The sequence below is a fragment of the Ewingella allii genome (assembly GCF_044430645.1).
Lineage (GTDB): Bacteria > Pseudomonadota > Gammaproteobacteria > Enterobacterales > Enterobacteriaceae > Ewingella > Ewingella allii.
The window spans coordinates 165,492-178,194 of record NZ_JAWUDN010000007.1; the positions used below are offsets into that span (position 1 = coordinate 165,492).

Below are 12,703 nucleotides of genomic sequence, written 5' to 3' on the forward strand. Positions count from 1 at the left end.
CTTTCGTGGCATCGAGCGATAAACGCACAAATGGCTTACTACGGCTAAGGTTGTTGCTGGGGTGGGGATTCGCTGAGTTTGCATTTTCCTGTGCCGAGCAAGTTGGCACTGGCGACAGGCTGGAAAGCAATAAATGCGCTTTTCACCAAAGCAGGACAAAAATCAGAAAATGGTTGTTCTAAATTTTTAGCTGACTGATAAAATGAGACATCCATCACACTTATGAAGCACCAATGTACAAAACCATCATCTTCGTTTGCTCCGCCTGCTTATTGTTAAAATTAGCTCTGGACTGGCAGGTTATTCTGCAAGTCGCTGATAGCTAAAAACATATCGATTAATCCCATAATCCAATAATTATACAATCACAGGATTATGGGATTTCAAAATCATGAAATCACTGAATCATAAAACCTAAAGATTCAATGATTCCCCGACTGATACAGGGTCGTCACGGCCTGCTGGTTAGCACTCAACACCTCCTCCAACGTCATCTTACCGTCCAGAAGTGCAGAGATATTTTTACCCACGGCGTCACCCATCTGGTCAAAGCCCGGAATACTGACATACTGCACGCCCTGATAAGGCACAGGGAACAGCGTTGGCTGCTCGGGCGTGGCGGTTTCTAATGCCTGTTTCACCCGCGCCGCGTAAGGCGCCAGCTTCTGATAATGAGGTTCAGCATAAGAGGAATAGCGGCTGCCGGGAGGAATTGCGCCCCAGCCTACTGTCTGCGCAACTTGCTGGATATAGGCCGGCGACGTCGCCCAGGTGATAAAAGCCTGTGCCTGAGCCTTTTGACTGCTACTTCGCGGCACAGCGAGTGACCAGGCCCAAAGCCAGTGCGATCCGTTAGAGGAAATGGCTACCGGCGCTGGCGCAAAGTCAACCTTGTCCGCCACCATCGAGATCTGCGGATTAGTCACCATCCCAGCCGCCACCGTGCTATCGACCCACATTGCACATTTACCTTGGGAGAAGAGCTTGAGGTTTTGCCCAAAACTGTTCGATTTTGCGTCCGGCGGCCCATAGTTTTGCAGCATAAACACATAATCTTTTAAGACGTTACGCCATTCGTCGCTGTCCAAATGAGGCTTCCAGTCGGCGTCGAACCATTCGGCCCCATACGCATTGGCCATGGTGGTGACTAACGCGACGTTGTCACCCCAGCCAGCTAACCCACGCAGGCAGAGACCGTAAATCCCCTGCGACTTATCAGTCAGTTCAGCGGCAAGATTTTTGATTTCATCCCAGCTTGGGTTTTCTGGCATTGTCAGGTGCTTAGCAGCGAACAGGTCTTTGCGATAATAAGTCATGCTGCTTTCACCATAGAAAGGTAAAGCATAGAGCTTGTTCTGCCAGGAAAGAGCACTACGAATGGGTTTCAGCAAGTCATCAACCTGATAGTCAGCCGGCAGATTATCCAGCGGCGTGAGCCAGCCTTTTTGGCCCCACAGCGGGACTTCATAAGTGCCTACGGTGATGACGTCGAAGTTCGTTTTTCCGCTGCTCATATCACTGAGAACCTGCTTGCGCAGTTCGCCATCATCCATTACTTGCCACTCGAGTTTGATATCAGGGTGAGCCTGTTCATAACTGGTGGAAAGCTGCTGCATAATGGTCATATCGCCATTCGCGATGGTGGCAATCTTCAAGGTGGTCACGGCATGAGCATTCAGGCTTAACGCCGCCATCGCCACAGGAAAAAGCCATTTTAGTCCTTTTAAATCAGACATTAACCGGCTCCAGCGTTGAAGCCGTCGCGGGCTGATAGGCTTCTGCCACGGGTTGCTTAGTTACTTTGTCAGCAGCGGCAGGCGGTGTTTTTTTCAAATGGAAGAAGGCCATTCTCTCCACCAATTTACCGGCGTGGGCATTTACCGTCTGGCTGGCAGCGGTGGCTTCTTCAACCAACCCCTCGTTTTGCTGAATCGCGCTCTCCATCTGCACGATTGCAGCATTAACCTGAGTAATACCGCTCGACTGCTGGTTGCTGGCAACGGCTATCTCAGCCACAAAATCCACCACTTTCACCAAACCCTCGTTGATTACATTGAGGGTTTCACCGGAACGCAGAACCAGTTTGCTGCCCACATCTACCTTGCTGACGCTAGCCTGAATCAGGGTCTTGATCTCCTGCGCCGCTTTAGCTGAGCGCTGCGCCAACTGTCGAACTTCAGCAGCGACCACGGCAAACCCCCTGCCCTGCTCGCCTGCGCGAGCCGCTTCGACCGCCGCATTGAGCGCCAGTAGGTTTGTCTGGAAGGCAATCTCATCAATGACGCGGTTGATATCGCCAATCTTCTTACTCGACTGTTCAATATCTTGCATTGCCGTGACAGCGTCACTTAGCACTGAACTTCCCTTTTGCGCATGCTGTCGCACGGTTTGCACCAGTTGGCTGGCCTGCGAGGCGTTGTCCGCATTGAATTTCACGGTGGCCGTCATCTGTTCCATGCTGGCGGCGGTCTGTTCGAGGGAGCTTGCCTGAGAGTGAGTGCGCGCAGCTAAATCATTATTGCCATCTGCCATTTTCTCCGCCGCCTGGCTTAAAGCCTTGGCACTTTCGCCAACATCGCGAACGATGGATGACAGCCGCGCGTCCATTTGTGCCAGCGCTTGCATCAATCCCCCCATCTCATCCCTTGGAATATCGCCGATGTGATGATTCAAGCCACCCGCTGATATGGATTCGGCCAGACGTTTTGCCCGACTGATAGCCGCAGTTAAAGAGCGAATAAGCAGGCCCCCGGCAATCAGCGCGATGAAAATGCCGGCGGCGAGAATGCCTAACATGCTGTTACGCATAATATTAAAAGCATTAGAACTGGCGCTGTAGTTGGCTTCAGCCTGCTGACGCATCAGGTTATCCAAGGCGTCGATATCTTTTTGTAGAGCAAGACTGCCGGAACGAAGGCGAGTTTCAATAATGACTAAGGCTCCTGAAGGGTTACCCGATGCCAGTAAAGAACCGGCGTCACGCAGCGCGACCTGATATTTTGCTAAATCATTGAGGAAATTCTGGCGCAAAGCAGCACTGCCTGAAACTATGGACGTCGCCTGATAGGCTTGTTGTTCAGCGACGATTTGTTTGCGGTAAGTGTCGATTTGCTGCATCCGCTGGCTCACTTCGTCGCTGTCAGTCCAATAGCGCAATGTTTCAAAAAGCGTGGCGGACTGAAGTTGGGTCAGTCGATAAAGTTTGGCGGAGTGCTGTAGAGGAAGCAGTTCAGTGCGGTAAGTAGATATGGCTCTCTGGTCGGCTGCGCGTAATCCGATGATCCCCCAACCTGTGGTGATTGCTAGCAAAATGCACAACAAACCGACGATGCCTATCAGTCGCGCGCGAATGGTGAATCGCATAACTCACTCCATAACCAAAGATAAAAGCAATGAATCCGCAGACTATCGACATCGTGAACCCCCATGATGTCACGGCCCAGAGAACAACTTATCGGCAGTTAATGGGCAAACTTTATGCAGAGAAATAAATAGGCTGCGTCAGTGGCAAGCAGAGGATTGTTAAATCCCATAACCACAGGATTGCACAATCCCATGATTTTAATCTTCTAACTACGCGTTTTAGGATCCACTAATTTAAGATTATGGGATTACAAGATTATAGAATCCCGAGATACTAGAGGCACAAAATCATAGGATTCTAAGATTTAGAATCCCCTTTAGATAAAACCTGGCACTCCCCTCCCCCGTCGTTAAGTGGTCCCACCATAATATGTAACTCATTGATTAAAATTATATGATTATGGAATTATGGGATCTCAGGATTTTGTAATGATAGGATTTGGCAAGTTACGTTTGGAGATTTCTGCATCCTGTAATCACAAAATCTCAGGATTACAATAAACAATATCTCAGGATTTCAGGATTTTTAAATCCTAGGATTATGAATATAACGCCGCGGCAACGGTGCCACGCCTCTTGGCTTTCCTCAAATGGAAAACTCCATTCACTATCCAAGTAATAGTGGAATCATGAGATTTTGAGATTATAGAATCCTAGCACTGCGAGGTGAACATGATGATGCAATCCTCAAATCCTAACCACCCAAGATTCAAAGATTCAGTCATCCCAAGATTCCACAATCCTAAGATAATGGGAACATCAGACGTGGCAATCTCAGAATCCTAGGATTAGGGAATTATATGATTTACAAATCCTGAGATATTGAAATCCTAGGTGTTGGACATTATAGTATCCCATACTCATGAGATTCGTGGATTTTATAATCACAGAATCCTGAGATTATACGATGCCATACTTGGATAATCTTATAATCCTAGGATTCAAAGATGGTGAAATCTTATGATTCCATAATCCATCACTAAGAGGTTGCAATGGCAGCGAAAATAATTTCCTTCCTGAACGGGAAGGGCGGGGTAGGGAAGACCACAACGTCCATTAACATCGCAACCTGTCTCGCCAGACAAGGACACAAAGTTGTGATGGTCGATACAGACCCTCAGGGCAGCATCAGCAACTGGTATGACGAAAGCAAGTGCCAGTTCGACCTTGCAGAAGCGGCGTCGGAGAAAGAAGTCTACACCGTCAGAAAACAGCTGAAGGAATATGACTACGTAGTGATCGACGGAGCTGCCGCCATATCGGCTATTTCCTCCGCAGCGGTCATGGTAAGCGATTTGGTGTTAATTCCGGTTACTCCCTCACCTTTGGACTTTGCGGCCTGTGGCGCTATCCTGGCGGTCGTAGAAGCGCGTGAAAACCTGCAACCCGTGATTGCGCGTTTTCTGATCACCAAGAAGGTCGCTTCCGCTAAAATGTTAGAAGTGTTGAAAGAGTCGATTGCAGATACTGGCGTTCCAGCACTCAGAACAGGCACCTCTCAGCGTCAAGTTTATGTCCGCACCATGATGGATGGCGGCACGGTATTTGATACTACTGACGGGAATGCGAAAGGGGAGATTGAAATTATGACCAAAGAGATCATGGAGTTGCTGAAATGAAAATGAAATTAGGCCAGCATCGACAACTCAATACGGCTCTGGAAGCTGTATCTAAACCGCCATCAAGCGTCAAAAAACTGCAAACCAATATCGACGAAGATCTGCATAAGCGCTTTAAGACCAGCTGCTTTTTGCAGGATCGTGAAATGAAAGATGTTCTAACAGAGCTTATCGAAGGCTGGTTGATCCACAACGAACGCGTTTAATCTTCGGTCTGCATGCTGATCAGCGATGGTCAGCATGATCTTCCCGCTTTTTGCCAAACCCCCGCCAGACGCCTGTTTTAAGGGAAGGATCCAAAGATCTAATAACTCTTTTGTTTCTTTTTAACTTTAAACCTTTCTCTTTAGAGCGCCTTTTTCATTTTTAGTATCAACCAGTTACGCGCCTATATGTGGAGTGATTTCATGCTTCATGTGGAGATCATTCCTGTTGAATGTGGATCCTTTTCCTGTTCCATGTGGAGTAATTTCCTGTGGATAACTTTAGGGATATCATGATCTTACTTATGTGGAGCAATTTCCTGTTGATAACTCTGGACTGTTTGAGACTTTTAGTATTTTAGCAGGATCACCGGGACTAAGCGTTATGTGTAAAGGGTTTAACTACTGCGTTAGCAGGGCAGAACATCAAAGGTGGAGGAATTTCCTGCTCGTGTTGACGCCTCATATGTGGAGATTTTTCCTGTTACCGCGTCACACATGAATCCCTTACTTGAACGACTAAATGTGGAAAGATTTCCTGTACGCGTTGTCGTAACTTGATGTGGAGACTTTTCCTGTTCCAGCTCTGAAATTTTCTTAAAACGTCTGCCTTATACTTTTCACTAAATCATCCACTTATGTCCTTTGTGACAGTGTCACATTGTTATATGTGGAAAGATTATCTGATCATTTAACATCTCTGCATACGTGGAAAGATTTCCTGATCGATTGTCTGGATCCGTTATTGGTAGCCGTTTCTCTAACAAGGGGAGGGCGATATGTGGAGAAATTTCCTGTTACTAGCCTCGGAGCTATATGTGGGAACTTTTCCTGCTGGATTGTGAAGGCTAATGTGGAAAGATTTCCTGTAATGGGTATCTGAAAGCTCAAAACCGGCAAATTCGGGGATGAGAGCTAGATCACACAACCTCATAACGCCTGTCAGATCTTATATGTGGAGAGATTTCCTGATCTGAACCGAGAAAATTCTCGCGATGAGTTACACGGCGAACTGCGATCCTTATCGCTTAATGTGGAGAAATTTCCTGTTCGGTCAGTGTCACAATTAGCCAATGATCTAAACTTGCGAGGCGTCTCGAAAAATTTTATGTGGAGAAATTTCCTGATCGCACTTTTTTGGAAGCCACATAACACAATGATATAAAAGAATTAATTAGTTAGTATTTTTGCTTTACGGCAGCAATTTATATGTGGAATAATTTGTCTACATTCCACCTATGGATCCTGCGACATGGAACTCAATAAACTAACCGTTGTTCAGGGAAATGATCTTCTCGAGGGGGCGTATAGCGTAACCCTTGATGAGATGCGGTTACTCAATTTGGCTTTAGCCCAAATCGATAGCAGGAAACCACAGCCAGACACTCTTTACCGACTTTTCCCTCAGGATTATCAGCGGATCTATGGCGTGAACCCCACCAGCAGCCACAGGCAGCTGCGCGAAGCCGCTGAAAGCCTGATGAAAAAGCCGGTCACTATCTACAAACCTGATGCTAAAACCGGCAAGATCCGCACGGTTCAGCTCTCTTGGTTCTCACGACTCGAGTATGTTAGCAGCGACGATCATAGCGCCGTCGTGCTGCGTTTCGGCCAAGACGTTGCACCCTATCTCTATGAATTAAAAGAGTCTTTTACCAAACTTAATTTCGCCAACATCGCCAAGCTAGATACACCATTCTCGGTGCGGCTGTATGGCTGGTTGATCAAAGCTAAAAACCTTTATGGCCGCCGTCCCGGTAAAGCCATTGAGGTGACGCTGGATCTTAACTGGATGCGTGAGAAAGCCGGGCTGGCCGGTAAATACGAGGATTACCGCGATTTTCGCCAAAAGCTGCTGGAGCCGACCATCAACCGGATCAATGCCAATACCGACATCTCAGTGGTATGGGAGCCGGTAAAAAGCGGCAGAACCGTGGTTTCAATCAAATTTGCCTACATGGACGAGTCTACGCCAGAGGCCACCAAACCTATGCGACCACGCTTACCGCGCCGTCCTCGCGCCGTGGCAGGTTCGCAGTTAGAGGGGGAGTGGGCGCGTCGCTGCATCGCTATTTTCGAAGATTATCGAATTAAATTAGCCGCTTATGATGCTGACGAGAAATCAGCAGTGCCGGATCTTCGCAAGCTGGCTGGCTGGTACAAGATCATTGGCGATAAAAACAAACAGAAAGAAGTGATGGCCGAAGTGGGTTCCCGCAGTAAAAAAGCCGCCGCTAAGTGATATCGCAGGAAACACATAACGTCTTCTAATATCAATGTAATTACGCGTAATTAACTTCTGAATAACACCTTATTTTGGCGCTCTCCCTCAGGGAAGGGCGCTTTTAATATGGCCTTGTAAGTTAGTAAGCGCTTACTGGGTGAGAGCAGGAAATCATTCCACCTTTAGTACATCCGGGTGCTTTTCTGTGGCCGCCTCGTGGAAGATGTCGCCGAGGTAAGTGGCTATCTCATGCTCTTCTATAAAGTCAGGAATAGCGACCTGATGATTAAGTGAGTACTTCCTCTCTGGCAGCGTCACGTTGAAAACCTGCCAGCGACCGTCGATTTTCTTGACGCCCAGCAGGCGGCCGAACACGTTGTAAATCATCATCGGGACACTCCTCCGTTACATTCTTCATTAATAGTCGTTTTAGGCGTAAGTATAAGCTGCTGTCTGGTTCACCCTTACTAGCAGAGTGCCAGTACAAAATTGCTATAAGCCATACTTTTTCGTTGTTAGACAAGGCGAAAACCCGACCTTACTCTTTGTCACGTTTTGTAAAATTTAATGCAAATACCTTGATGAGGAACGTCTTTTGGCAAAGTCTCTGCACGATTCTAAAACCCGCGGCCTGCCGCGCTTTACGCCACTGAAGCTGGCAGTGCTCTGTGGCTCTCTTTTATTCTCCTCTCTGTCTGTTGCTGACGAGCAGCTAAAAGAAGGCATTACGCCTGCCACCGATGCCAGCCAGATCCCCGCTGCGGCTAAGTTACGCAAAGATACCGTGATTGCGGGTATCTCTGAACCTCAGGGTATTTTTAACCCTTACTTCTTCGTCAACGGTTGGGACGAAAACGTCACTAACGTGATTTTTGCCCGACTGATCGATTTAAACAGCCACGGCGAATCTGTCCCAGGTTTAGCTGAAAGCTGGACCGTATCCCCCGATGGCAAAACCTACACCATCAAGCTTCATCCTAACCTGACTTTCAGCGACGGATCGCCGTTAACCGCTGAAGACGTGGCGTTCACGCTGACCGTACTTTATGACCCGAAATATGATGGCGACACCGACATTTCATTAGCCCATATCGTCGGCGGTGATGACTACAAAGCCGGTAAAGCAGATAGCGTATCTGGCCTGAAGGTGATCGACCCGCAGACCCTGCAAGTGACCACCACAGAGGCGGGCGCCACGACGCTGCAAAAAATCGGCGGCCCGGTTCTGTCAAAAGCCTATTACGGCAAAGGCTATTCCCGCGGCAATCTCGATGAATTGAGAACCTTGCACGGCAAGCCGCTAGGCAATGGCCCGTATGTTTACGAAAAATACATTCCGGGGCAGGAGATCCGTTTCCACGCCAACACCCATTACTATAAAGGCGTGCCGCCAACGCCGCGCTTTATTTATCGCGTGACCAACCCGTCGACTAACTTCCAGCTGTTCCAGACCGGTGACACTGACTACGACGCCTTTACTTCGCGGCCAGACGATATCGAGCAGCTCAAGCTACTGGGCTTCGCCAACATCAACCTTTATGGTTCCAGCGATTACAGCAAGATTGAGTTCAACTTCCGCCGCCCGGCCCTGCAAGATGTCAAAGTCCGTCAGGCGCTGATCTACGGTCTTGATCGCCAAAAATTGGTCGACGTGGTCTATCAGGGCTACGGTACCGTAGCCAATGAGCCGATCTCGCCAATCTCTTGGGCTTACAACGCCGAGGGCGTGAATCAATACAAATACGACGCGGCCCAGGCTAAGAAACTGCTGGACGAAGCAGGTTGGAAAGTTGGCTCTGACGGCATCCGTGAGAAAGATGGCAAGCGCCTTGAACTGACGCTGCTGGTCAGCAAGAAAGTGCTGAACGACGCGCTGATCCCGATTGCCAAAGAGAACTACCGCCAGATTGGCGTGCTGCTCAAACCACAGGTATTGGACTTTAACGCGCTGATGTCCCAACGCAAGGCGGGCAACTACGATCTGGCCTCCTTTAGCACCAGTACGTTGAACGATCCGCACGACGGCGTGTGGGATTTCTACAGCAAAGAAGCCGCCACTCAGGGTGGGTACAACAACCCGCAGGTGGATGAACTGATTCATCAGGCCAATGCTGAACTGGACATTGAAAAACGTAAGCCGATTTACCATAAGTTGTATCAGGTGCTGGCCAACGATCCGCCAGTCATTCTGTTGGCAAACCGTAAAATTCTCTCGGCCAGTAGCGCACGGGTCACAGGCTTCAAACCGGATATCTATAACGGTCTGACGGGAAGCCTGCCAGATGTGAAAGTGGTTAAATAATCAGAAATAACGCCACTGCCGGTCTTTGATCGGCAGTGGCAATGAGAACGTCATGAGAAATTTCATTCTGCGGCGATTGCTGCAAACCATCCCGATGCTGTTCCTCGCCTCGCTGTTGATCTTCATGCTGTTTGCGTTAACTCCCGGCGATTTCATTGATGGCAACGTGACGCTGACCGCGCAACGTGCCGCCGAACTCAAAGCGCTTTACGGCCTCGATCAGCCGGTGTTTACCCGCTATTTCCGCTGGCTGGGCCAGCTGCTACAGGGCAACCTCGGCTTTTCGCTGCAATACCAAATTCCCGTCAGCCAGCTGCTCAATCAATATATCTGGAACTCCTTCCTGTTGGCCGGGATCTCCATGGTGCTCTATTGGGGCATCGCGCTGGCAGTGGGCATCGTTTCGGCGTTGAAACCTTATTCGCTGTTTGATCACGTGGTCAGCGTGGTGATCTTCGCCGCCATGTCTTTCCCCACCTTCTTCCTCTGTTTGCTGCTCATCAAATGGTTTGCCGTGGACCTACATTGGTTGCCGGTTGGCGGCATGACCAATACCGGCAGCGATGCGACAGGGTGGCCCTGGGTGATGCAGGTTGCGGCGCACCTGATCCTGCCGGTGCTCGCGTTGGTCATGCTGCAAGCAGGAAGCCTGACACGCTATTTCCGCGCCAGCATGCTGGATGTCATTCGGATGGACTTCATCCGTACCGCCCGCGCTAAAGGGCTGCGAGAAAGAACGGTTATCTTCAAGCATGCCCTACGCAACGCGCTGTTGCCGCTCATTACCTTGATGGGCTTTGAGCTGCCGGGGCTCTTTTCTGGCGCGATCATCACCGAGAAGGTTTTTAACTGGCCGGGAGCCGGGCATATCAATATCGACTCACTGGCCGCCCGCGATTACCCGGTATTAATGGGATTCACGCTGTTTTTGGCGGTGCTCACCATCCTTGGCAACCTGATCGCTGACGTGCTTTATGCCTGGGCTGATCCACGTATTCGGGTGAAGTCATAATGTTAATTTCTCTGTTCTCCAGCCAGCGTCGGCTGCGTAAGGCGCAAATCCCCGCTCTGGCGCAGGCCACGCCTTCACCACTGCATCAGGCGTGGAAGGCATTACGCAGCAATCCGCTGGCAATGTTTAGCCTCATTCTGCTGACGGTTATGGCGCTGTGGTGCGTGTTTGGCCCGATGTTTTCCCCGTGGCGCGATGAAGCCACTGACGCCCTGATGATCAACAAAGCCCCTAATGCCCAGCACTGGCTGGGGACCGACTTTTTGGGCCGCGATATTTATACCCGCCTGCTACTGGCCGGGCGCATTTCGCTGGTTATCGGCCTGCTGACCATGCTGCTCTCGGTGACGCTGGGCTATCTGCTCGGGGCGCTTTCCGGCTATGTCGGCGGGTTGACCGATAAAATCGTCATGCGCCTTGCCGACCTAATGATGACCATTCCCACTTTGCCTTTGCTGTTGGTAATGGGCGCGATGCTGTCCGAGCTGGATTTCTCGCCGGACTCGCGCATCTATATGGTTATCGTGATGCTGAGCCTGATCGAATGCCCGAAGCTGGCGCGTCTGGTGCGCGGGCAGATCCTCTCATTGCGCGAGCGCGAGTTTATGCTGGCGACGCAGGTGCTGGGGCTCTCTTCCCGCCGTCGCGTGTTCCGTCACTTACTCCCGAACACGGTACCGATTCTTGTAGTAATGGCCACCATGGCCGTTGCCAACGCCATTTTGATGGAGTCCGCGCTGAGCTACCTCGGCTTAGGCGTGGTGCCGCCGATGGCCTCCTGGGGCAACATGATGGATGCTGCCAACAGCCTGATCGACTTCCAGCGCCGTCCGTGGCTGTGGATGCCGCCGGGCATTGCCATCTTCCTCACCGTGATTGCGATTAACGTGCTGGGCGACGGGCTGCGTGACGCCTTAGACCCAAAAATGAAGCGGGGTTAACGCCATGACGCAACCTTTAGTCAGTTTTAACAACCTCTCGCTGTCATTTTCCAGCGAGCAGGGGAGAGTGCGCGCGGTACAAGGCGTGAGTTTCGACGTGATGCCCGGCCAGACGGTCGGCGTGGTCGGTGAGTCCGGCTGCGGTAAAAGCGTCACCGCCATGTCCTTGATGGGCTTACTGCCGCCGCAGTCGGCGCGCATCGACTCCGGCGAGATCTGGTTCGAGGGCACCAATCTGCTGACCCTGCGGCCTTCCCGCATGGCGGATCTGCGCGGTAACGAGCTGGCGATGATTTTCCAGGAGCCAATGAGCGCTCTGAACCCGGTGCTGACCATCGGCGAGCAGCTGGTCGAACCCTTGATTCGCCATCTCGGGGATAAACCAAAAGCCGCATGGGCTAAGGCTACGGCTTTGCTGACGGAAGTCGGCTTAGCCCGCGCCGCAAGCCTGATGGAAAGCTACCCGCACCAACTCTCTGGCGGCATGCTGCAACGCGTGATGATTGCCATGGCGCTGAGCTGCAAGCCTAAGTTGCTGATTGCCGACGAGCCGACCACCGCGCTGGATGTCACCGTGCAGGCGCAGATCCTCACCTTGCTACGCGAACAGGCCCAGCGCCAGCACATGGCGCTGATGCTCATTACCCACGACCTCGGCGTTATCGCCCAAATGGCTGACCACGTGGTGGTGATGTACGCCGGGAAAATCGTCGAGCAGGGGCCGACCGCCGACGTGCTGCGCAACCCGCTGCACCCTTATACGCAGGGGCTGATTGCCTCAAGGCCAGTGCCCGGCGAACGCCGCCGCCGCTTATATTCCATCCCCGGTCAGGTGCCGAGCCTTACCGCGCTGCCGCCATATTGCGCATTTACCGAGCGCTGTGCCAAAGCCACCGAGCGTTGCCGTCAGGGCATTCCGGCTTTGGTGGGGGAGACCCGTCAGGCCGCCTGTTTCTACAGTGGTTTGCCCGCCAGCGGGCTTGCCACCGCGTCGCCATTAGAGGTACAGCCGTGAAGACAGAATATTTGGTCGAAGTGA

10 protein-coding genes are annotated in these 12,703 nt (G+C 50.9%); 7 read left to right on the forward strand and 3 right to left on the reverse strand.

Annotated elements, in window-relative coordinates:
• Window positions 1-422 precede the first annotated feature (422 nt).
• Together SBO83_RS15995 and SBO83_RS16000 are read right to left on the reverse strand one after the other, a co-directional pair.
• On the reverse strand, window positions 423-1,736 hold the full coding sequence (locus SBO83_RS15995) for an extracellular solute-binding protein (RefSeq protein ID WP_396132220.1): 1,314 nt from the start codon (window positions 1,734-1,736) through the stop codon (window positions 423-425).
• Window positions 1,729-3,363, reverse strand: a complete 1,635-nt coding sequence (locus SBO83_RS16000; protein ID WP_396132221.1) for a methyl-accepting chemotaxis protein — start codon at window positions 3,361-3,363, stop codon at window positions 1,729-1,731. Before SBO83_RS16000 ends, SBO83_RS15995 begins: the two co-directional genes overlap by 8 nt.
• A 992-nt stretch (window positions 3,364-4,355) precedes the next feature.
• Here SBO83_RS16000 and parA point away from each other — a divergent pair.
• The 3 genes from parA (at window position 4,356) to SBO83_RS16015 (ending at window position 7,427) form a co-directional block, all read left to right on the forward strand.
• Window positions 4,356-4,982, forward strand: a complete 627-nt coding sequence (gene parA, locus SBO83_RS16005) for a ParA family partition ATPase (RefSeq protein WP_034796139.1) — start codon at window positions 4,356-4,358, stop codon at window positions 4,980-4,982.
• Window positions 4,979-5,188 (forward strand): plasmid partition protein ParG, encoded by a 210-nt coding sequence (locus SBO83_RS16010; RefSeq protein ID WP_154147395.1) that lies wholly within the window; start codon window positions 4,979-4,981, stop codon window positions 5,186-5,188. The genes parA and SBO83_RS16010 overlap by 4 nt, the downstream gene beginning before the upstream one ends.
• A gap of 1,249 nt (window positions 5,189-6,437) precedes the next feature.
• Window positions 6,438-7,427: a replication initiation protein gene (locus SBO83_RS16015; RefSeq protein ID WP_353504244.1), complete on the forward strand. Its 990-nt coding sequence runs from the start codon at window positions 6,438-6,440 to the stop codon at window positions 7,425-7,427.
• Window positions 7,428-7,580: 153 nt separating this feature from the next.
• On the opposite strand, the gene SBO83_RS16020 is transcribed toward SBO83_RS16015, so the two are convergent.
• On the reverse strand, window positions 7,581-7,799 hold the full coding sequence (locus SBO83_RS16020) for a DUF7661 family protein (RefSeq protein WP_353504243.1): 219 nt from the start codon (window positions 7,797-7,799) through the stop codon (window positions 7,581-7,583).
• A 259-nt stretch (window positions 7,800-8,058) separates the two neighbouring features.
• Here SBO83_RS16020 and SBO83_RS16025 point away from each other — a divergent pair, with 259 nt between their 5' ends.
• Genes SBO83_RS16025 through SBO83_RS16040 form a run of 4 tightly spaced genes read left to right on the forward strand, consistent with a single transcriptional unit; the run spans window position 8,059 to window position 12,679 of the window.
• A complete protein-coding gene (locus tag SBO83_RS16025) occupies window positions 8,059-9,711 on the forward strand; it encodes an ABC transporter substrate-binding protein (RefSeq protein ID WP_396132266.1) in 1,653 nt (550 codons plus the stop codon).
• Between the two features lie 52 nt (window positions 9,712-9,763).
• Window positions 9,764-10,723 carry an ABC transporter permease gene (locus SBO83_RS16030; RefSeq protein WP_353504241.1) on the forward strand — a complete coding sequence of 320 codons (960 nt, stop codon included), beginning with the start codon at window positions 9,764-9,766 and terminating at the stop codon, window positions 10,721-10,723.
• Complete coding sequence (locus SBO83_RS16035) at window positions 10,723-11,664, forward strand: ABC transporter permease (protein ID WP_353504240.1); 942 nt, start codon at window positions 10,723-10,725, stop codon at window positions 11,662-11,664. The genes SBO83_RS16030 and SBO83_RS16035 overlap by 1 nt, the downstream gene beginning before the upstream one ends.
• Before the next feature lie 4 nt (window positions 11,665-11,668).
• Window positions 11,669-12,679 carry an ABC transporter ATP-binding protein gene (locus SBO83_RS16040; RefSeq protein WP_353504239.1) on the forward strand — a complete coding sequence of 337 codons (1,011 nt, stop codon included), beginning with the start codon at window positions 11,669-11,671 and terminating at the stop codon, window positions 12,677-12,679.
• Window positions 12,680-12,703: the final 24 nt, after the last annotated feature.

Bases quoted from the DNA above. Each gene is read 5' to 3' on its own strand.
- SBO83_RS16035 (WP_353504240.1), top strand. From the start codon at position 10,723: ATGTTAATTTCTCTGTTCTCCAGCCAGCGTCGGCTGCGTAAGGCGCAA.
- parA (WP_034796139.1), top strand. From the start codon at position 4,356: ATGGCAGCGAAAATAATTTCCTTCCTGAACGGGAAGGGCGGGGTAGGG.
- SBO83_RS16010 (WP_154147395.1), top strand. From the start codon at position 4,979: ATGAAAATGAAATTAGGCCAGCATCGACAACTCAATACGGCTCTGGAA.
- SBO83_RS15995 (WP_396132220.1), bottom strand. From the start codon at position 1,736: ATGTCTGATTTAAAAGGACTAAAATGGCTTTTTCCTGTGGCGATGGCG.
- SBO83_RS16020 (WP_353504243.1), bottom strand. From the start codon at position 7,799: ATGATGATTTACAACGTGTTCGGCCGCCTGCTGGGCGTCAAGAAAATC.
- SBO83_RS16030 (WP_353504241.1), top strand. From the start codon at position 9,764: ATGAGAAATTTCATTCTGCGGCGATTGCTGCAAACCATCCCGATGCTG.
- SBO83_RS16040 (WP_353504239.1), top strand. From the start codon at position 11,669: ATGACGCAACCTTTAGTCAGTTTTAACAACCTCTCGCTGTCATTTTCC.
- SBO83_RS16015 (WP_353504244.1), top strand. From the start codon at position 6,438: ATGGAACTCAATAAACTAACCGTTGTTCAGGGAAATGATCTTCTCGAG.
- SBO83_RS16000 (WP_396132221.1), bottom strand. From the start codon at position 3,363: ATGCGATTCACCATTCGCGCGCGACTGATAGGCATCGTCGGTTTGTTG.